This is a genomic window from Anaerococcus groningensis (assembly GCF_046365465.1).
Lineage (GTDB): Bacteria > Bacillota > Clostridia > Tissierellales > Peptoniphilaceae > Anaerococcus > Anaerococcus groningensis.
The window spans coordinates 203,205-225,274 of record NZ_JBGMEG010000001.1 but is presented as its reverse complement, the minus strand read 5'-3'; the positions used below and the strand labels follow the sequence as shown (position 1 = coordinate 225,274).

Genomic DNA, 22,070 nt, shown 5'->3' with positions numbered 1-22,070 from the left:
AAGGGAGGTTTTTCTGTTTTTATAAAAAGTGGGTATATTTCATATAGAATAGTAACTTAAGGAGACACTTATGAAAAAAATTACTAAAGCACTTTTTCTAGCATCTCTTATAGCTATGCCAGTGACAGTAAGTCAAGCAGCACCAACAGAAAATAATGATTCGGTTATTTTAAACCAACAGCAACACACCTTCACTCTTGATGGCAAATTATATAGGCCTAGTGGATATACAGCTAACTTTACTCCAATATATCCAGATTATGATGGTGTCATAAATGACGAAAGTTTTGGCGGTAGAAAAGACATCATTTATAAAAGAGGGAAAGATCCTAATACTGTCTTAGTCGATGAGGAAATATTTTTAGGTATATATGTAAATGATGACCACCCAAAAGATAAGATTCCAGAAGAAGTATATAGGGCAACCTATAAGGTAGTTAAAATAGATAAATCAAAAAATGAGATTAGATTTAAAACTGTTGAAGCGGGTAATGATTTTGTTAAAGAAAACTTTGCTAACTCTATTTATATAACAGCTTTATCAAATCTAAATAACACAGATGTAAAAACAGGTGATCAAATTAAATTATGGCACATGTTCCCAACCAATGGTAATGAAGAAATGTATATACCAGAAGTATATAAATCAGAAATTACCAAGAAAGCTCAAGTAACTAATATGAGCTCTACAGAAGTCTTAGCAAATAAACTTTTTGATAACCTAGTAGAATCAGAAGCAGCGGCAATCCTTGTTGAAAATATCCATTCTTTAGATATAGCAAGTAGAGAAAGTTTAAAAGATTCTATAAAAGAATCAGATAAAATTATTAAAAGAGGATATAAGGCTCTATTAACAGAAGAAGAGCAAAAAGCAGATGATAATTCAAAGGCTATTATAAAAATCATCCAAATTAAGTATGGAAAAAAACTTGAAACCGAAAAAGACCAGAAGCTAGCCCTTTCTATCTATGAGAACATAATTATGGCAAATGCTGGTAGAAAACTTTTAATTGATTATCCAAATATATCAAAATCTATAGAAAAAACTTTAAAACCATCAGTAGAAGAATCTGAAAAACTGGTAAATAGAGCCCTTAAAACTTTAAAATAAAAATTAACACGGATTTAACATCTACTTTGTTATTATGAAAGCACGATAGGAGGTATATATGAAAAAATTAGCAACCTTAGCTCTAGCTATTCTTGTATTACCAAGTGCACACTCACTTGCAGCTAGTGAAAATAATCAAATGAATAACCACGCTAAATCCGAAATTACCAGTGAAAGTAAAGATGAAAAGCAAAGTCAAACCGATCTTTATGAGGTAACAGAAGTATTTGAAGGTAATGTAACTTTAAAATTTGTCCAAACCCTAACAGGTGATATCATACCAACTTATAATGGAGCAGAATTTAATGTTCCAAAAGATAAATTTGCTGATAAGGAAATAAAGGTAGGCGATAGATATAAAATTAAACATGATGACATAATCATGCCATCAAATCCAGCCCAATTTGGCAAAATTTATTCTATCGAAAAAGATGACCAGGCTGAAGTTACAGATGATGAAATAAAAGAAGAAAAAATTAAAGACCACTTTGTTGTAGAAAAAGTAAATGAAGATGGCTACACCATCGCTGATATAGAAAATAATGATAATAAATACATTATTAGCAAAAAAGATGCCAAAAATATGGACTTAGTTGTAGGGGATGAATTAGAAATTACCCACAATGGAGTAGTTATGGAATCTTATCCAGCTCAATTTGGAAAGATATTTAAAGTAGTAAAATATGATAAGCAAGTTGAAGATGAAAGTAAAGAAGAAAAAGTTACTGAAAATTTTATAGTAGAAGAAGTAGCTGATGGTGGCTATACTATTTATAAAAAATCTAACAAGGATAGTAAATACTCTATAAGCAAAGAAGATGTAACTGGCATAAATCTTAATGTGGGAGATGAATTAGAAATAACTCACACAGGTCTAGCTACTAGATCAATCCCAGCTCAATTTGTGGGGGATGTTGAAATCAAAAAAATTGATAATAGTAAAACACCAGTAGAAAATAAAATTTCTGATGCAAGAAAACAAAATGATATAAAAGATATCACTAGGTCTAATAATAGTAATGAAGAAAAAGATCAAAATTTAAAAAGTAATAATCTAGTTAATAATTCTATGAAAGATAGAATAGGCGGAGCAAATCCAAAAACTGGTATACTTTCATCCATGGGAGTCCTAGGAACAGCTGGAACAGCATCTCTTTTAGCTAAAAAAACAAAAAAATATTAAAAAATATACCCTTGTAATTTTTACAAGGGCTTTTTTTATATGTCAATTTCTAAAACAATTGGTGTATGGTCTTGGCGTTTTCCAGAATCAATCATATCTGAACGGCCTACCTTATCTTTTATTCTATCACTAACTAAAAAGTAGTCTATTCTCCAGCCCGAATTATTTATTTTGCTGGTTTTTACCCTTTGAGCCCACCAAGTATATTTTCCTTCTACATCTCCATGAATATGTCTAAAAGTATCTATAAAACCCTTGTCTAAGATTTGGGTAAATCCTTCACGTTCTTCATCTGTAAAACCCGCTGACCTGTGGTTACTTTCTGGATGAGCTAGATCAATTGGTGTATGAGCTACATTAAAATCACCGGCAGCTATGACTGGTTTTTCCTTATCAAGCTTAGTTAAATAATCTGCATATTTTCTATCCCAAACTTGCCTGTCATCTAGTCTAACTAGTTCATTTCCTGCATTTGGTGTATAAACTTGAGTAAAATAAAAATTATCAAATTCTAAGGTAACCATTCTGCCTTCAAGATCCATAGGATCTGGGGCATCTATGATGGGAAAATTGCTATTAATATCTAGTTCTTTTTTAAAAAGAGTCATACATCCGGCATAGGATTTTCGGGCTCCTTCACTAGAGTTTACATGTACATAGTTATATTCTGGGAAAAATTCTGCTAGTTTTTCCTTATGCTTTTTTGATAAACCTGTTTGAGGTAATTTTGTTTCCTGAAAAGCAATTACATCAGGGTCTTCTTTTTTTATACTTTCAAAAACTTCACGAGTCATGACAGCCCTATTTGAATCACTGGTTAAGGCTGCATTTAATGAGTCTATATTCCATGAAATAAATTTCAAATTAATCTCCTTTACTGGGGTCTAGTTATAAAATCATTATAAAAGTTACTAGGCTTTATTGCAAGTTTAAAGAAAATTAAGCTATTAGATGATATAATAGATGTAGGTAAATATTTTTTTAAAATTAAGGAGGCCTTATGGAAAATTCACATGGTTTAGAAATAATTTCAAGTGCTTATGATTATTTAGAAAGATTTAACTATATAAAAGAATCACTCGAAATAGGCTGGGGAGAGCTAGGCCGTTTTTACGATTTAAACTTAAGAGAAACTGAAATGCTAATAAGAGAAGCTTATTTTGGCCATGGGCTTATATCAAGTGGAGTAGGTAACCAAGACTTTTTTATAGCAGATCAAGATTACCCAACTATGATAAAAACCCTATTTTCTTTAGTTGATAAGGGATTACTTGAAATTGATACTAAAAATGAAGATGGAGATACCTTTTATTATAGCTATTTCGTAACAGAAGAAGGTATGGATATTTATAATGATATTATAGATAAGTACGATAAACTTTTAGAAGGTTATGAAAGAGATAAGGATAGACTTGTAGAAAGTTATGGGCAAGTTATAGATAATCTTAATTATCTATTAGATGATCTACGAGTAGTCACAAGTAAAAAAAATATAGAGGCAATTAATGAAGCTCAGCTAAGGGCTATGGAAGATATGTTAAATGAAGCTGATAATATTGCCCAAAATGAACCAGATGGATTTTATCACGGTGTAGCAAGTGTCTATAGGCAAATGCTTATTGAATATAACAAAAGATTAGCCCAAGACTATGAAGATGTAAAAATGGGCATGATAGAACCAATAGAAGGAAATAATATAGTAGTCCATGCTTTAGTAATAGAAGATGGCAAGTACGTAGAAAAAGAATTTTTATTTTTTGGTAATGATGTCAAAAACTACAGAGACATCACTTCATATAATAACTAAAACTAGGCACCTTAGGGTGCTTTTTTTTGATATTTACTAGTACTTTGGGTAATATACATAAAAGAAGCTAAAGGAGGATTTTATGAAAAATAAAATTTTAGCACTAGGGCTTAGTTTTACATTTTTATTTGCAATAAGTCCTAAAACATATGCAGACGATAATATAAAAATTGATAAAGAACTAACACAAGCAACTGAAAACGAAGAACATAGCTATATATTTAATGTAACAAATATAAACGAAAACCAAGTTACACTTTCATATGCAGGTGAAAATCGTGATGATGCCGTAGAAGTAGTTATGGATGACCAATATGAAAATATTACCCTAAGTAAAGACTTTTTTGAAAATAATGTGAGCTTAAAAGATGAGTACCAAATAACAACCGATATAAATATCCATGAGCTAAATAAAGATAATATCAAAAAAGAAGACTTATCTTTAATTCAAAAATACGAAAAACCGGTAAATATGGATAAGGACAAACTTCCTAAAAATACTGAGACTATAGAAGTAGAAGTAGGTGAAGTTTTTGCAGATGATCCTATGTATACATCAGCAAATGTTTTTGAGATTGGTAATAAAGATAACATTTATTCTATAAGCTTTGATGACCTAAGAGATCAAGAGCCTCAGATAGGAGATAAATACAAAATTTATTGGGATGGTATAGTTATGGAATCATATCCTGGCCAATTTGGAGAAATATATAGGGTAGAAAAACTAAACCAAGTTTTAGAAAGTAATATAGTAACCAATGAATTTGAATTAGTACAAATTATAGATGAGGGAAAAGTAGTCTTAAAAGCAACCAAGAGTGGACAAACTTACGAAGAAAATATAGACATCTTAAAAGACTCTAATCCCCAAATAGGAGATAGGTATCTAATAACCTACAATGAAGACGAAGATGGCAAATTAGATGAGATAGAAAAAATTGAAAAATGGATGAAAAAAGAAGATGAAGAGCCATCTAAAGAAGTAACTCAAGTAGAAAAAGAAAATAAAGATAATAAAGAAGAACCAGTAAAAGTAGAAAAAAGTAGTGATAAAGAAACTAAAAAAACTGAGCCAGAAAAAATTGATGAGAATAAAGAACAAGCAAACAAAACAGTAAATGGTATAAAAAACAACCCCGGCACTGGTATCACACCAGTAGCTCCACTTTTGGGAGTAATGGCAGTTAGTGCAGGTTTATTAAAAAAGAAAAGTAAATAATAATTAGAATGCAGGAACTATCCTGCATTTTTTTGTATAAAAATCTATGCTATAATAAAACTATGAAATTACAAGCATTTGAAAGTATAAGAGTTGATAAATATATCTCAGATGAGTTTGAAGAAATCCCTCGTGAGAAGATAAAAACTTTTATAAAAGATAAGAAAATAAAAGTAAATAACAAAGCTATAAAACCAAGTTATAGACTTGAAATAAATGATGAAATCGACATAGATGGTGAGATTTTTGAAGTACCAGAGATAAAGCCAGAGGCAATGGACTTAAAAATAGTTTATGAAAATAATGACTATGCAGTGATAGATAAGGATGAAAATGTAATAGTTCATCCTGCAGGATCTATAATAACTGGCACATTGGTCAATGGACTTTTAGATAAATATGGCTATGAAGGTTTATCTCACATCGGTGGAGATGATAGACCAGGTATTGTCCATAGGTTAGATAAAGATACTACAGGGCTAATGGTAATTGCAAAAAATAATGAATCCTACAAATATTTGAAAAGTCTTTTTGAAACAAGAAAAGTAGATAAAGAATATATCGCCATAGTCCATGGTAACTTTGATGAAAAATCTGCTAGGATAGAAAATTATATGGATAGAGACATTAAAGACCGCAGAAAAATGGCAGTAAGGCCATCAGGTCGAGTAGCCATAAGTGAATATGAAGTCTTAAAAGAAGTGCCTGGCTACTCTTTAGTTAAAATTCATATTATAACTGGCCGCACCCATCAAATTAGAGTGCACATGACCCATCTAAACCACCCCCTTGTAGGAGATCCAGTCTATGGTAATGTAAAAACTAATTTTAACCTAGACCACCAATTGCTCCACTGCAGGTACTTAGGATTTACCGACCAAAGTGGAGACTATGTAAGCTTTGAGGCAAAACCTCACGAAACTTTTTTAAAATATCAAAATGTCTTAGGACTTGGAGAATAAAATGTATTCAAAAACAAACACTTGCTCTCTTATAGGGCTTGCTGGAAACTTAGTAGAAGTAGAATCTGATATTACTTCTGGCTTGCCAGCTTTTTTAATAGTAGGTTTGCCAGATTCTTCTATAAAAGAATCCAAGGAAAGGGTTAGAGTTGCTATTAGCAATTCTGGTTATTCCTTTCCTCCTGGAAGGATTACTGTAAATTTATCCCCGGCAGATCTAAAAAAAGAAGGAACCCAACTAGATTTACCCATAGCAATTTCTCTTTTAAGTTCTATGGGTGTTATTACATATCCATATGAAGATTATATTTTTTTAGGAGAGTTAGCCCTTGATGGACGTATCATGCCAGTTAGAGGAGCACTTGCTATGGTTATTTCTATGCGTGAGCTTGGGTTTACTAAATTTATAATAGCAGATGAAAATAAAGATGAGTGTGCAATTATAAGCGATGTTGATATACTACCCTTTAAAAATTTAAATGAAATAGTTAACTTTTTAAATAAGGAAATAGAAGCAAAACCCTACCGAATAGATCTAGCAAAGATAAATAATGAAGTAGCCTATGACCTAGATTTTGCTGATATAAAGGGGCAAGAAAGTTTAAAACGTGCCTTACAAATTGCAGCAGCAGGGAACCACAATCTATTAATGATAGGACCACCAGGAAGTGGAAAAACTTTTTCTGCCAAACACTTACCAACCATTCTTCCAGATATGAGCTTTGATGAAAAAGTAGAAGTAACTAAAATATATTCTATAATGGGACTTTTAGATAAGGGCGGTCTTGTAAAAGAAAGACCCTTTAGATCACCCCACCATAGCGCAAGTGAAGTTGCCTTAATTGGGGGAGGTCATTCTATACCAAAGCCAGGAGAAATTTCTCTAGCTCACCGTGGAGTTTTATTTTTAGATGAGTTTCCAGAATTTAACAAAAAAACCATAGAAGCTTTAAGAGAACCTTTAGAAAATAGAGAAATAAATATTTCTCGTGCCCAAGCAAGTTTAAAGTATCCATCGGATTTTATTTTAATAGCCGCCATGAATCCCTGCCCATGTGGCAATTATGGCAATCCATTAAAGGAATGTACTTGCTCACAAAATGAAATTAGAAGGTATTTAAATAAAATTTCTGCACCAATCTTAGATAGGATAGATATCCACATAGAAATTTCTCCAGTAAAATATGATGATTTAAGAAGCACGGCCTATTCCAAATCATCAAAAGAATTAAAAGAAGAAGTAGTAAGAGCAAGAAAAATCCAAGGAGAAAGATATAAAGGTGAAAAAGTAGCTGCAAACTCAGAACTTTCCACAGCTCAAATGAAAAAATATATAAAACTTAATCCAGACGTAGAGAAAATAGCTAAAATGGCCTTCAACAAATATAATTTTTCTGTAAGAAGATTTAATAAAATTATAAAAATGGCTAGAACGATAGCAGACTTAGATAATAGCCATGAAATAGAACAAAAACATTTACTAGAAGCAATTAGATATAGGACTCTTGATGGGAAATATTGGGGAGAATAATGGTTGATCAAAGAGATATTGTTAATAATATTGATAAATTTGTCTATGATTTATTTGATTATGCGCTTTTTTATAGGGCAAGTGATATCCATATCGAACCAGAAAAAGAATACGGCAGAATTAGACTAAGAATAGATGGTAGACTTGATGAATTTTTAAGGATAACTAGACAAAATTATGAAATGTTAGTATCAAAATTAAAACTTTTATCAAGTATGGATATTAGTGAAAGTCGCAGACCCCAAGATCAAAATTTAAAATTAAAAGCTTATCCTAACATTGATTTTAGAGTTTCTGTAATTGGCACTATAAATGGGGAGAAGATGGTAATTAGAATCTTATCTCTTGGTGAGTTTAGGCAAAGGGCAAACCTTTTAGGTTTTAGCGAGGAATCAAAATTAGCTTTAGACAAGGCCCTAAAAAATCGTTCTGGTATGGTGATTTTTTCAGGCCCAACTGGATCTGGTAAATCCACCTCTCTTTATTCACTATTAGAGAATCTAAATAATGATTATGAAAATATAGTTACAGTCGAAGATCCAGTAGAATACAATATTCCAGGTATTAATCAAATAAACATAAATGAGAAAATAGACTTTACTTTTGCTAAGGCTTTGCGCTCTATTTTAAGGCAAGACCCGGATATAATTTTAATTGGGGAAATAAGAGATTACGAAACTGCACAAATTGCTATAAGGGCTTCAATAACCGGACACTTAGTTTTAACGACCCTTCATACAAATAATGCTCTTTCATCTATAATTAGGTTAAAAGATCTGGGAGTTGAAAATTATCTACTATCATCTGCTATAAATGCAGTTGCTAGTCAAAGGCTGGTTAGAAAACTTTGTGATTGCAAAATACCTGATAAAATGACAGATCTAGAATACAATTTAGCAAAAAAACATATAGATATTGATAGAAATAAAGAAATCTATAGGCCAAATAGTTGTCCAAATTGTAATGAGGGCTATATGGGAAGGGAAGCTTGTGAAGAGGTTTTTGTCCTTACCGATGAATTTCGTGATATGGTAAGGGAGGACAAAATAGACTTAGTTAGTGTAAGTAAATTTGCAGAGGCTAATAATTTTGTTCCTATGGTAGCTAATGGTCTTAACAAAGTTTTTGAAGGCACTACTAGCTTTGAGGAACTGATAAATGTTATGTATGATCAAATTTAATAAAGGACTTAGTTTAAAATTTGCATATTATACTAGTTAAATATGGTATAATATAGGCGTATTTTTATTAAATTTTGGAGGTCTTATGACATTAAATGATATTATGGCGGCCTTGGGAGTTGTGATTAATGGTATACCCCAAGCCCTTTTAGCTCTTTCTGTAGGCTTTGCTGCTTTTCCAACTTCGCTTGGTTTTTTAGTTGGGGTAATTGCATGTGCTATTTTACAATCACCAATTCCAATTTCCATGCAAGCTGAAACTATAGCCCTAGCTGGAGCCTATGGTGATGATGTAAGTGAGAGATTATCAGTAGTATTCTGGGCAGGAATTATAATGGCCATCCTAGGAATTACTGGTAGCTTAAATTATATTGTTGATTTAGCTGGGGAATATGTCCTAAATGGTATGATGGCTGGTGTTGGGCTAATATTAGCTAAAATTGCAGTCGATGGATTAAAGCTAGAAACAAGAATGGTAAGTCTTATATCTATTCTTACTGCTTTTGCAACTTATTTTATTTCAGGTAGAAATTTAGTATATACTATAATTATTTCTGTAATTATTTCATCAATTTATGCAAATGCTATGAAAATGGAAATAGGCAAGGGTATTAAAAACGAAGAAAGAAAACTTTCAGTAAAAAAACCACTTTTAAATAGAAAAATAATTAGAGGTGGGCTTTCCCTAGCTTGTCTAACCATTGGGGCGAATATTGCTTTTGGAAATATAACTGCATCTTTATCAAATGGAAATGTTACAGCTAACATTGACCATTTAACAATTTATTCTGGAATCGCTGATGCTGTTTCTTCACTTTTTGGAGGAGCACCAGTAGAAGCAATTATTTCTGCAACAGGAGCAAGTGATAATCCAGTAAATTCTGGAATTTTGATGATGGCTATCCTTGGGGCAATTATGTTTATGGGACTTTTACCAAAACTAGGTAAATATGTTCCAGGAGAATCAATTCATGGATTTTTATTTGTGCTAGGCGCCTTAGTAACAGTACCAACAAATGCAAATCTTGCCTTTGCAGCAGGAGGAGATGCAGCTCTAGTTGCTGGTATAGCAATGGCAACTACAGCTGCAAGTGATCCGTTTGTAGGGCTTGTTGCAGGAGTTATTCTTAAGTTTATAATTTTATAGGAGATTTTATGGATTATTACAAATTAAATGTGTGTGGATTAAAAAGAGATTTACCAATCATTCAAATATCAGATGATTTAAAGATAGCATCCTTTGTTTTACTGGGAGATGCAGAGCTTGCTGCAAAAGCGGGCTATGAGCTAAGCAAAAGAATAGACTGTGATATAATTGTGACAGCTGAAGCAAAGGGGATCCAACTTGCCCATGAAATAGCAAGAAATTTAGATAAAGAATCATTTATCGTAGCTAGAAAATCAGAAAAATCTTATATGAATAACCCACTAAGTGTAGAGGTAAATTCTATCACAACAGCAAACACTCAAAAACTGTTTTTAGATTCAAAAGATGCAGAAAAAATCAAGGGTAAAAGAGTAGCCCTTGTTGATGATGTAATATCAACCGGCCAATCTATAGCAGCTCTAGAAGCCTTAGTAGAAAAAGCAGGTGGAAAAGTTGTCCAAAAACTTGCCATCCTTGCAGAAGGGGATGCGGCTGATAGAGAAGATATAATCTATTTAGAAAAACTTCCTTTATTTGAAGTATAAATGATTTTTAAACTTCCAAAGAAATTTGGGAGTTTTTTTTATTGATTACAAATACTACTAGCTCACTAGTGGATTTTATAACGATTTAAAATCTTGATTTTTTTTGGTAAAGTTTTTTAGTTCTGGGTATATATCTTAATGACTCCACAAAATGGATAAAAAGAAAGGAATAATAATGAAAATTACTATTGGGGATTATATCCTTAAAAGACTTAAGGAATTAAATATTAAACACATTATCGGAGAGCCTGGTGACTTTAATCTAGAGTTTCTAGAGCAAATTTCAGAAGATGATGAAATTGAATTTGTTGGTATGAGCAATGAGCTAAATGCTGCCTTTGCTGCAGATGGCTATGCAAATGAAAATGGTATTTCTGCTCTTATGACTACTTACAGTGTAGGGGACCTAAATGCTTTAGGCGGGATTGCAGGATCTGTTGCAGAACACAGACCAATTATAATCATTTCTGGTACGCCACCTTTATTTGCTATGAGAGAGCGAAAAATGACCCACCATACTCTAGCCGATGGAGACTATGAAAATGTACGTCGTGCAATGAATGAGTTTGTAGATGATTCAGTTTTAATTACTCATGAAAATGCCAGATATGAAATAGATAGACTTATTGAAAGAGCAGTAAGATATAGTAAATCAGTAAATATTGAATTACCATCAAATATTGCATATCTTGATATAGAAATAGAAGATGATTTAAAACCTATTGATAAAAAGAAAACTAATTCAGATGAGGAAAGATTAGAAGCCGCTGCTAAAAAAATTGCTCAAAGGTTTGAAAATGCTAAAAATCCTATAGTTTTAATCGATGAAGCGATTGATAGATATGATGTAGCTGACAAAGTACTTGAATTAATCGAAAGAGCCCAAGTTCCATTTGCAGCTTTAGCTACAGCAAAAGCATATTATAATGAATCTCATCCTTTATATCTAGGAATTTATCAAGGAGATGAATCAGATGAAGGAGTTCAAGAAAAGATAGAAAATTCTGATTTTTTAATCTCCATTGAGCCAGTATTCATGCAAGCCAATAATGGTGAATTTACATCTAAACTCCCAGAAGATTCTATAATAATAAAGGCTGACTATACAAAAGTAGGCGAGAAAATATTTGAAGCGGTTTATGTAAATGACTTAGTAGACCTAGGTCTTAAAAATGTCTCTCAAAGAGAAAAAATTGACAGTGTAAACCAAACAAAAGAAAAAGAATTTAAGTTTGAAGCTGAAAAACTAATCAGACAAGAGGATTTCTACGCACAAATTGCTAGATACTTTAAAGAAAATGATGTGGTTTATGGTGAAACTGGTACAGCAAGCCACGGGCTTACAGAAATAAAAATTCCTGACGGAGTAAAACTTGTAAGAAGCCAAATTTGGGGATCAATTGGAGCTATGCTACCAATGCAAATGGGGGCTATGCTTGCAAGTCCTGAAAAACGTCACATCCTATTAATCGGTGATGGATCATTCCAAGTAAGTGCCCAAGCTCTTTCTAGGATGATTTATAACAAGCAAAATCCGATTATTTTCCTAATTGATAATGACGGATATACAATTGAACGTTATATTATGGGGATGAAAAGAGACTATAATGATATTCCAAAATGGGATTACTCATTACTACCACAAGCTTTCAGTAAAGGTCAATCTAATATGAAAACAGCTGAGGCAAGAACCCAAGGAGAACTTGAAGAAATATTAAAAACTCTTGATGATGTAAATGAAGGAATAATCATTACAGTTTATATGCACCAAGAAGATTCACCAGAAGTAATGGTAGATTATGGTAAAAATAAAGAAGACTTTAACTTTGGAAAAAGAGGTCCAGAAAACCCAGAACCAGACTTTAAAGCTTAATATAAAAAACTGCAGATTTATTTCTGCAGTTTTTCTTTGTTTATATCAAAAATATTTTTAAGTCCATACAGCCCTAGATTAGGGATATTTTTAAATTTGTAACTATTATTTTCTATCAGGTTTGCGTGTGGCCCGGTTATAATTATAGATAAATTAGCTTTGTTAAGATCGTATTGGTCTATGATTTTTTCTACCATACCAATGATTGCAAAATTGTAGCTGTGGTATATGCCACTTTGGATGGCATTTTTTGTGTTATTCCCTAAAACTTCCCTAGTTTTTTCTATTTCTACCTGGGGTAATTTTGCACTTTCTTGGTAAAGAGATTTGGCATATAAATCTATACCTGGAAATATAACTCCACCCCTAAATTCATTTTTATTGTTAATAAGATCTATTGTTGTAATAGATGAAGCAGAAATTATTATTAGATTATCATTTAAGTCTTTTGCTCCAACAGCTCTAACAATCCTATCAGACCCCACATCTTTGGGATTTTCACACTTTATATTTAATCCTGTTTTAACTCCTGCTGATATTAAAATAGGATTGGTACCAGTTAAGGACTTAGAAATTTTTTCATAAATTAAAGCCAATTCTGGTACTACAGTTGAAATAATTATATTTTTTATATTGCAGATATTAATATTTTTATTCTTTAATATAAGCTTGATAAATACCTCTATTTCGTCAATGGACTTATTTTTATCGCTTACAAGATTAAAAGTTACTAGTAAATTTTCATTATCAAAAATTCCAAATTTAGTAAACTTATTATCTATATCAATTGCTAGTAACATTTATCTCCTCGTTTTGCTAACTGCTTTTACAACTCCAGTTGTAATAATTATTGATAAAAAAGCTTCTGGTAGACCAGATGTTATTGAAACTCCAAGTATAGCTGATCTTGCATTTTCTAAAGGAATATTTAAAGCTTCTACATATTTTTGAGCATAGATTAAATAAATCCCACCTAAAACTAAAATTGTATTGGTCATAGAGCCGATAAAAGCTCCTACTGCTATTGGGAAATCTTTGGTTTCATTTTTTATAGAATAGACTAAAAGTCCTATAGAGGCAATTATTAAAATAACCACTAGGATAATATTTGCCATAGATGCTCCTGTTTTAATATTTCTATAAAGTAAGTAAGCTAAAAATAATAAAATTAGAGCCCAAAGAATTTTGGAAAGTGATTTTAAATTTTTATCATCTAATTTTTTAACAGCCTTATAGGCATAATAAGAAGTAATCCCAATTAAAATTCTAGGAACAATTGAAATAAGTGGATTGTAAAAGACAAAAGAAACTGGGGTTGGTCTTATTATTGCATTTACTAAAGAAAATACTCCAAAAATAAAGCCTACCAGCCCTCCAACAACCGGCCCTTCTACCAGAGCTGCTATAATTACTGGAATATGCATAGTAGTGGCATTTATTATTCCAAGGGGAATTAGACCAAGTGGAGTAAGGCCAAGTACAATTGTAATGGCACCAAGAACTGCAGCAGTAACCAATTTTCTGCTGGATAGAGTTTTTTTATTCATTTTTACCTCCTGATACGGTTCATTATAGATACCGTTCTTATGATTAAAACTCAAAACTTTTATATATTTTTAAAAAGCTAGAATCAATTGTATCCTGCCTAAAATATATAAGAGCTTTTTTTGATTATATCATAAGCTTTATAGGGGGTAAACACGGGCACATTTTGTTAATAATTTATCTTTAAAAAATGGTATAATAAGCCTAGACTTTTAAAAGAGGAAATTATGGAAAATACAAACACACCAAATCACCTTGCAATAATCCTTGATGGCAATGGCCGCTGGGCTAAAAGACAAAATAAACCAAGAACTTTTGGCCATAAAAATGGGGCAGAAAACGTCGTGGATATTGCAATTCATGCAAAAAAACGTGGGGTAAAATACCTTACTTTATATGCTTTTTCTACAGAAAACTGGAAAAGACCAGCAAGTGAAGTGGATTATTTGATGAAACTTTTAATAAAATTTGTAGAAAAAAAGATAGATCAATTAATGAAAGAAGACTGTAAGCTAAATTTTTTAGGAGACTTATCTGCTATACCAGGACCAACTCGTAAGGCTGTTGAACAAGCGCTTAAAAAAACTAAAGATAATAAGTCTTTAGTTATTAATATAGCCTTAAATTACGGCGGCAGGGATGAAATAGTCCATGCTATTAAACAAATTATTGCAAAAGGCTATGGGCCAGAAGAAATTACAGAAGACTTGATAGCGGATAATTTGTATACTGCTGGCATTCCTAATCCAGATTTATTAATCAGGCCAGGGGGAGAGATCCGAATATCAAATTTTTTAATTTATCAGATAGCTTATTCTGAACTATATTTTACAGATGTATTATGGCCAGACTTTGATCAAGATGAGCTTGATAAGGCCTTAGAAGCATTTAAAAATAGAAATAGAAGATACGGAGCACTCGATGAATCTGATTAAAAGAACTCTTGGGGGAGCTTTAATTTTATTTATTTTAATAGCTATAACTTATTTTGGAAAAACTAGCCTAGCTATTGGTTTTACTATATTTTCCCTAATAGCTATAAAAGAATTGACAGATGCCTTTTCTAATATAGATTTTAGATTTAATAAAGCTTTAATATATATATGCGACCTTATAGTTATGGCAGCAAGTTTTTATGAAAAAAAAGAATTATTTGCTATTGGTTTAATTTTATCATTTGCAATTATTTTTGGAATTTTAATTTTTGATCAGCATACAAACTTAGAAGATATCCTTGCCCATATATTTATTTTATTTTATGTGGCAGGGCTAATGGGGTCTATTGTAAGGACTCGCGAAATTAAATTTTTGTGGATGCTATATATTACCTCTTGGGGTTCTGATACCTTTGCGTATCTAACAGGCTCTCTTATTGGTAAGAAAAAAATAGCAGCTGTAAGTCACATAAGTCCAAATAAAACTTTGGCCGGATCAATAGGTGGAGTTTTAGGGGCAGTTATTTTAAATTTAATTTACAATAACTATGCTATATTAAATCTAAATATAAGTTTAATAATTATTTTTGCAGCTTTAGGTGCTATTTTATCACAAATAGGGGACTTGGTAGCATCTTATATAAAAAGAAAAACGGGAATAAAAGACTTCGGAAATCTCATTCCAGGTCATGGGGGTATCATGGATCGCTTTGATTCTATGATCTTTATAGCTCCGTTATTTTATTTATTTTCTGTTTTGTAAGGAGAGATAATGGGAACATTTATTATTGCCATGATTATGTTTTTAGCTTTGGTAACCATCCATGAGTTTGGGCATTTCATTGTGGCGAAATTATCAGGTATAAAAGTAAATGAATTTGCAGTTGGCATGGGGCCAGAAATATTTAGCAAGCAAAATGGCGAAACTAAATACTCGCTAAGGCTTTTACCAATAGGTGGATATTGTGCTATGGAAGGAGAGGATGAATCTTCATCAGACCCACGTAGTTATGACAATGCACCAGCTTTTAAAAGATTTTTAACAATCCTAGCAGGCCCTGTTATGAATCTACTTTTAGCTGTTATAGTTTTTACAATTGTAGCTTTTAATACCGGAACAAGTACTACCTTTGTAGGAGGATTTTCAGAAAATTCTCCTGCCAAAAAAGCTGGCATATCTATTGATGATCAAATAGTAGCTATCAATAATCAAAATATTGATGAATTTACTGATATTTCAAAAATCTTAGCAGATTATTACAGCAAAAATGCTAAAAATAGTCCAGTAGAGGTTGTGACAAAGACAACTGAGGGAAGTGAAAAAACTTATAATATTACACCAACTTTTGAAAATGATATTCCTTTGTTAGGTATATCTTCAAAAATGAGAAATGTTAATTTTATTGAAGCTATAGGCCTAGGTTTTAAAGAAACCGGTCGCAATGTAAAAATGATATTTAATATTTTAGGCATGCTTATAACTGGCAAATTATCTTTTGGTGCCCTTTCAGGACCAGTTGGTGTTGTAAAAGAAATAGGTAACCAAGCACGCAATGGCGCTATGAGTGTTCTTTATTTCTTATCTTATATCAGCGTAAACTTAGCTGTATTTAACTTGATACCATTCCCAGCCCTTGATGGGTCAAAGCTTGTAACAAATCTTTATGAGATGATTACTAAAAAAAGGGTTAATAAAAAAATTGAAGAAAGAGTTACTATTGTTGGTTTTATAATACTAATAAGTTTAATATTAATAATCTCAATTAAAGATATATTTACACTTTTTTAAGGAGATGTAATGAGAAAAGAAACTAAGAAAATTTACGTAGGAGATGTTGCAATTGGAGGTGACTCTCCTATTTCTATCCAATCAATGACAACTGCAAAAACCAGTGATATTGATGCAGTTGTAAAACAAATAAATGCTTTAGAAGAAGCAGGATGTGACATTTCAAGGTCAGCTATAAATGATATGGATGATGCAAAAGCAATTACTGAAATTAAAAAAAGAACTAACTTGCCATTTGTTGCTGATATCCAATTTGACTACAAGCTTGCCTTAGCTGCAGTTGAAAATGGCTGTGATTGTCTAAGGTACAATCCAGGAAATATAGGAAGTGAAGATAAGGTACGCGAAATAGTAGAGGCGTGCAGGAATAAAAATATTCCAATCAGGATTGGGGTAAACTCAGGATCTATTTCCCGTGAAATAGTAGATAAGTTTGGCGGAGTAAATGCAGATAGCCTTGTAGCTAGTGCCATGGAGGAGATTAAAATTCTAGAAGACATGGACTTTTATAATATGAAAATATCTGTAAAGTCATCTGATGTAAATACTATGATAGATGCATATAGGAAATTATCTTCATTAGTAGATTATCCATTACACCTTGGAGTTACAGAAGCAGGACCACTTTACCAAGCCCTTGTCAAATCATCAATCGGTATTGGATCTTTACTAAAAGATGGTATAGGGGATACCATCCGTGTTTCTATAACAGGAGATCCAGTAGAAGAAATAAAAGCTGGAAAAGCAATCCTTAAAGCTTTAAATTTACGTAGAGATGGTCTAGATATAGTATCTTGCCCTACATGCTCAAGAACTACTGTTAATCTTGAAGAGATAGTAGCAGAAGTAGAAGAAAAAGCAAATGGATTAAATATCGATGCTAAAGTTGCAATAATGGGTTGCCCAGTAAATGGACCTGGTGAAAGTAAGGAAGCTGATTACGGAATTTCTGCTGCAAATGGCATGGGATTTTTATTTAAAGATGGAAAAACAATTAAAAAAGTTAAGGAAGATCAAATAGTAGATACCCTTTTAGATGTTTTAAAAGAAAGACATAAGAATGAAGATTGATTTAAGCAAATTTGTCGACATTAAAGAAAAAGAATATGTAATAACAAATGCTATTTATAGTAAAAATAATAATGAACTAAAATTAACTATCGAATCTGACCTAGACCATTTTGACGATAAAGTAAGGTCAGATTTGGATGATTTTTTATCCTTTGTCACTCTTACAATAGAATTTATAAACCTAACTCCAGATATAGAAGAAGATATCTATGGTAATGAAATCGAGCCAGATATAAATGAAGTAGAAGTTATAGAAGATAAAGACTTAGACTTAGAAGCTCGTGAAGTTGTAGCAAGTAATGAGGAAAATAGCGAAACAGATCCTTTAGAAGAATTGATGGATCAAAAAGAAAAAGACCTCCAAGCTCGCATTAGCCATGCCATAAATCTTAGCAATAGTAAGGAAGAAAAGAAACCTGTTGAGCCTATAGACAGTCTAGATTATGGTCCGAAAATTAAAAATGAAACAATTCCTATTGCAGAAATTTATGATAAAAAGGGACTGCAAGTATCTCTTATAGGCACAGTTTACAATTTAGACGTATTTGAAACCAAAAACCACTATTTTATCTATACTTTTGACATAGAGGATAGCACTGATGCCATTTCCTGTAAGATATTCTCATCAGAAAAAAATAAGGAAAAGCTAAGGCTTTTACGAAATGGAACTTCTGTCCAAGTGGAAGGTGTACTAAATTACGATGACTATGCCCATGAGGAAATCTTTACAGCTAGGTCTTTAAAAGATGCTATTATCGGTAAAAAAATAGATACAGCTTATGAAAAAAGAATAGAGCTTGAGCTTCATACAAAAATGACCAACCTTGATGGTTTTGTAGATAATGCTGATATTTTAAATGTGCTAGAAGATTGGGATTGGGATGCTATCGGTATAACTGACACAGCAACTCTACAAGGCTTGCCTGACTTATATGATGCTATCCACAAAAAAGGCAAAAAAATGCTACCCGGGGCAGAACTTTTACTTGTAGAAGATGAGCTAAGAATCTTAACAAATCTTTCTTCAAAGCCAGTCCCTACAAGCAAAGATATAAAAGACCAAGAATTTGTCGTCTTTGACTTAGAAACAACAGGTCTTTCTAGATTTGCGGATAAGATTACAGAAATAGGGGCAGTTAGGGTAAAAAATGGAGAGATCGTAGAAGAATTTAATGAACTAGTAAATCCTGAGCAAATGATACCTGAAAAAGTTATTGAACTTACTGGAATTACCAACGAAATGGTAATGGATAAGCCAAAGATAGATGAGATATTACCTAAGTTTTTAGACTTTGCAGATGATGCAATCTTAGTTGGACAAAACTCTGACTTTGATATTGGTTTTGTAAAGGAAAATGCAAAAATTCTTAATCTTGATTTTGCTCCGATTTATATGGATACTTTGCCTATGGCTCGTGCCTTATTTGCAGATATGGGCAGATTTTCCCTAGATAAGATAGCTCGCAAATTAAATATCCCAGCCTTTAACCACCATAGGGCTAGCGATGATGCTAGGGCTACTGCTCAAATTTTTATTAAGATGTATGCCATGATAATGGAACAAGATCTAGATTTATCCACTATAAATAAATTAGAAACCCACTATCCAAAAGCAAAATTTGAAAACTTTTCTACCTTAGTATTTGCCAAAGATGAAGTAGGTCTTAAAAATTTGTATAAATTGATATCGAAATCTAGAATGGAGCACTTTAGCACTGAAGCCAAAACTCCTATCTCGCTTTTAAAAGAATATAGAGAAGGTCTATTGATAGGAAGTGGTGGCCATGATGGATTATTATTTAAATATTTATTAAATGATTATCCACAAAGTAAGATAGATGAATTATTAGAGCTTTATGACTTTTTACAAATAGAGCCTTTAGGAATTTTTGAGGATGAAGTTGAAAAAGGCAGGTTAAGAAATTTTGATCAAGTTATTGATATAAATAAAAAGATAATAGATTTAGGACAAAAACATGACAAACTAGTTGTTGCTACTGGCGGAGTTAGATATTTTAAGGCTGATGATTATATTTTAAGAAATATTCTCCACAAGGGGCAATTTGTAAGATACCATGAAAATAATCCTTTGTATTATCTAAGGACAACTAATGAAATGTTAGATGGTTTTGCTTATTTAGATAAAGATAAGCAAAGAGAAATAGTAATTGCAAATCCTAAAAAAATTGCAGATCAGATTGCAGATATAAGGCCAATACCACCTGGAACATTTCCTCCAGTTATAGATGGGTCGGATGAAAAATTAAGAAATACTTGTTTTGAAAAGGCTCATTCGATATATGGTGATCCCCTACCAAAAATTGTAGAAGATAGGTTAAATAAAGAACTAAATTCTATAATCTCAAATGGCTATGCAGTTCTTTATATAATTGCCAAAGACCTAGTAGGAAAATCCAACGAGGATGGCTATCTAGTAGGTTCTCGTGGATCGGTTGGATCATCTTTTGCAGCAACCATGGCTGATATTACAGAAGTAAACCCACTTTCTCCGCACTATGTTTGTCCAAAATGTAAATATAGTGAATTTTTTGAAGAAGATAGATTGGGAGCTGGTATAGATTATCCAGATAAAGATTGTCCAAAATGTGGCACTTCTTTAAGAAAAGATGGGCACAACATCCCATTTGAAGTATTTTTAGGTTTTGAAGGAGACAAGGAACCAGATATAGACTTAAACTTTGCTGGTGAATACCAACCAACTATTCATAGGTTTACAGAAGAATTATTTGGTGAGGGAAAAGTGTTCCGTGCAGGAACCATAGGAGCTATCCAAGATAATACGGCCTTTGGTTATATCAAAAAATATTCTGAAGAATATCATGAAGAGTTTAATAATGCGCAAATTAGAAAACTTCAAAGAGGTCTTAAGGATGTAAAAAGAACTACAGGCCAGCACCCGGGTGGACTAATTGTCGTGCCAAATGACATAGATATCTTTGATATAACTCCTATCCAATATCCAGCAGATGATCCAGCAGGTGATATAAAAACTACGCACTTTACCTACAACATGATGCATGAAACTTTATTAAAACTAGATTTGCTAGGCCATGATGTGCCATCCATTATCCGTGCCTTACAAGATTTGACAGGCACAGATCCACTTAAAATAAAAATGGGTGACCCAAAGGTAATGAAAATTTTCTCATCAACTGAGCCATTAGATATAAAGCATGATTTTTCAAACAATCAAATAGGTACTTTGGGTATTCCAGAATTTGGTACAAACTTTGTACGTGGAATGCTAAAAGAAACATATCCAACAAAGTTTTCGGAGATGACACGTATATCAGGCCTATCCCACGGTACAGACGTATGGAATAATAATGCCAGAGACTTAATTATGTCAAAAACTGCAAACTTTAATGAAATAATCTCAACTCGTGATGATATAATGAACTCTCTTATCCAACAAGGCCTTGATAAGAAAAAATCATTTCAAATTATGGAAATTGTTAGAAAGGGTAAGGCCTTATCAGAGGAACAAGTTGCTTACATGAGAGATAATGGTGTACCAGAATGGTATTTAGAATCATGTCTAAAAATCAAATATCTCTTTCCAAAAGCCCATGCGGTTGCTTATTGCTTGATGAGTTATCGTATAGCTTATTATAAGGTTTATTATCCAGCAGCCTTTTATGCAACTTACTTTAATACAAAAGTGAATGATTTTGTTTATTCTATAATCATAAATGGCCTAGAATCTATCCAAACGGCTTTAAGTAGTTATAAGGAAAGATTTGATTTAACAGCTAGGGATGAAAATATTAGAAAAGTATTAGAAGTTGCAGAAGAAATGTATGCTCGTGATATAAAAATAGATAAGGCTGACTTATATAAATCAGATGCAACTAAATTTATATTAAATAAAGAAGACGGATACCTACTCCCACCATTAAGTTCTGTAGATAATGTATCAGAGGCTATGGCTCTAGATATAGCACACGAACGTGAAAAAGGCGAGTTTATATCCGTAGAAGATTTTAACAAAAGAACTAAAGTAAATAAAAATGCCCTAGAAAGTTTAAAAACTTTTGGCATCATAGATGGTATTCAAGAAGAAAACCAGATGAGTTTATTTGATGGGATGTTTTAACCTAAGCTGCTATATCATTATAGCAGCTTTTTTATATTATAATTTAATTTATTT

The 22,070-nt window shown here is 32.2% G+C and carries 18 protein-coding genes; 15 read left to right on the top strand and 3 right to left on the bottom strand.

The genetic code is table 11. The features are described 5' to 3' along the window. Nucleotides 1-70 precede the first annotated feature (70 nt). Both AB9Q04_RS01090 and AB9Q04_RS01085 read left to right on the top strand, forming a co-directional pair. Complete coding sequence (locus tag AB9Q04_RS01090) at nt 71-1,111, top strand: hypothetical protein (protein WP_410023543.1); 1,041 nt, start codon at nt 71-73, stop codon at nt 1,109-1,111. 58 nt (nt 1,112-1,169) lie between these two features. Continuing rightward, nucleotides 1,170-2,294: a hypothetical protein gene (locus tag AB9Q04_RS01085; RefSeq protein WP_410023542.1), complete on the top strand. Its 1,125-nt coding sequence runs from the start codon at nt 1,170-1,172 to the stop codon at nt 2,292-2,294. Nucleotides 2,295-2,329: 35 nt separating this feature from the next. On the opposite strand, the gene AB9Q04_RS01080 is transcribed toward AB9Q04_RS01085, so the two are convergent. Continuing rightward, the gene (locus AB9Q04_RS01080) at nt 2,330-3,157 is read right to left on the bottom strand and encodes an exodeoxyribonuclease III (protein ID WP_410023541.1); all 828 of its coding nucleotides are present in this window, start codon (nt 3,155-3,157) and stop codon (nt 2,330-2,332) included. 137 nt (nt 3,158-3,294) lie between these two features. On the opposite strand from AB9Q04_RS01080, the gene AB9Q04_RS01075 reads away from it, so the two are divergent. The 8 genes from AB9Q04_RS01075 to AB9Q04_RS01040 all read left to right on the top strand — a co-directional run bounded on the left by AB9Q04_RS01075 (nt 3,295) and on the right by AB9Q04_RS01040 (nt 12,559). Then, entirely contained in the window at nt 3,295-4,101 is an 807-nt protein-coding gene (locus tag AB9Q04_RS01075) for a hypothetical protein (protein ID WP_410023540.1), read from the top strand. Nucleotides 4,102-4,183: 82 nt separating this feature from the next. Beyond that, the gene (locus AB9Q04_RS01070) at nt 4,184-5,320 is read left to right on the top strand and encodes a hypothetical protein (RefSeq protein ID WP_410023539.1); all 1,137 of its coding nucleotides are present in this window, start codon (nt 4,184-4,186) and stop codon (nt 5,318-5,320) included. Between the two features lie 62 nt (nt 5,321-5,382). Further along, entirely contained in the window at nt 5,383-6,282 is a 900-nt protein-coding gene (locus AB9Q04_RS01065; protein WP_410023538.1) for an RluA family pseudouridine synthase, read from the top strand. A gap of 1 nt (nt 6,283) precedes the next feature. Then, nucleotides 6,284-7,813, top strand: coding sequence for a YifB family Mg chelatase-like AAA ATPase (locus tag AB9Q04_RS01060; RefSeq protein WP_410023537.1), 1,530 nt, complete (start codon nt 6,284-6,286; stop codon nt 7,811-7,813). Further along, nucleotides 7,813-8,994: a GspE/PulE family protein gene (locus AB9Q04_RS01055; protein ID WP_410023536.1), complete on the top strand. Its 1,182-nt coding sequence runs from the start codon at nt 7,813-7,815 to the stop codon at nt 8,992-8,994. The genes AB9Q04_RS01060 and AB9Q04_RS01055 overlap by 1 nt, the downstream gene beginning before the upstream one ends. An 85-nt stretch (nt 8,995-9,079) precedes the next feature. Further along, nucleotides 9,080-10,141 carry an NCS2 family permease gene (locus tag AB9Q04_RS01050; protein ID WP_410023535.1) on the top strand — a complete coding sequence of 354 codons (1,062 nt, stop codon included), beginning with the start codon at nt 9,080-9,082 and terminating at the stop codon, nt 10,139-10,141. Nucleotides 10,142-10,149: 8 nt separating this feature from the next. Then, the gene (locus AB9Q04_RS01045) at nt 10,150-10,686 is read left to right on the top strand and encodes a phosphoribosyltransferase family protein (protein WP_410023534.1); all 537 of its coding nucleotides are present in this window, start codon (nt 10,150-10,152) and stop codon (nt 10,684-10,686) included. Between the two features lie 175 nt (nt 10,687-10,861). Next, a complete protein-coding gene (locus tag AB9Q04_RS01040; RefSeq protein WP_410023533.1) occupies nt 10,862-12,559 on the top strand; it encodes an alpha-keto acid decarboxylase family protein in 1,698 nt (565 codons plus the stop codon). Between the two features lie 17 nt (nt 12,560-12,576). Here AB9Q04_RS01040 and AB9Q04_RS01035 read toward each other — a convergent pair whose 3' ends face one another. Together AB9Q04_RS01035 and AB9Q04_RS01030 are read right to left on the bottom strand one after the other, a co-directional pair. Next, entirely contained in the window at nt 12,577-13,359 is a 783-nt protein-coding gene (locus AB9Q04_RS01035; protein WP_410023532.1) for a type III pantothenate kinase, read from the bottom strand. Beyond that, nucleotides 13,360-14,106 (bottom strand): ECF transporter S component, encoded by a 747-nt coding sequence (locus tag AB9Q04_RS01030; protein WP_410023531.1) that lies wholly within the window; start codon nt 14,104-14,106, stop codon nt 13,360-13,362. Between the two features lie 177 nt (nt 14,107-14,283). Here AB9Q04_RS01030 and AB9Q04_RS01025 point away from each other — a divergent pair, with 177 nt between their 5' ends. The 5 genes from AB9Q04_RS01025 to AB9Q04_RS01005 are packed head-to-tail and all read left to right on the top strand — an operon-like array spanning nt 14,284 to nt 22,016. Continuing rightward, entirely contained in the window at nt 14,284-15,039 is a 756-nt protein-coding gene (locus AB9Q04_RS01025; protein ID WP_410023566.1) for an isoprenyl transferase, read from the top strand. Continuing rightward, on the top strand, nt 15,026-15,802 hold the full coding sequence (locus AB9Q04_RS01020) for a phosphatidate cytidylyltransferase (RefSeq protein ID WP_410023530.1): 777 nt from the start codon (nt 15,026-15,028) through the stop codon (nt 15,800-15,802). The genes AB9Q04_RS01025 and AB9Q04_RS01020 overlap by 14 nt, the downstream gene beginning before the upstream one ends. A gap of 9 nt (nt 15,803-15,811) precedes the next feature. After that, nucleotides 15,812-16,828, top strand: coding sequence for a M50 family metallopeptidase (locus tag AB9Q04_RS01015; protein WP_410023529.1), 1,017 nt, complete (start codon nt 15,812-15,814; stop codon nt 16,826-16,828). A gap of 9 nt (nt 16,829-16,837) precedes the next feature. Next, on the top strand, nt 16,838-17,899 hold the full coding sequence (gene ispG / locus AB9Q04_RS01010; RefSeq protein WP_410023528.1) for a flavodoxin-dependent (E)-4-hydroxy-3-methylbut-2-enyl-diphosphate synthase: 1,062 nt from the start codon (nt 16,838-16,840) through the stop codon (nt 17,897-17,899). Then, the gene (locus AB9Q04_RS01005; protein WP_410023527.1) at nt 17,889-22,016 is read left to right on the top strand and encodes a PolC-type DNA polymerase III; all 4,128 of its coding nucleotides are present in this window, start codon (nt 17,889-17,891) and stop codon (nt 22,014-22,016) included. The genes ispG and AB9Q04_RS01005 overlap by 11 nt, the downstream gene beginning before the upstream one ends. The last annotated feature ends 54 nt before the right edge of the window (nt 22,017-22,070 follow it).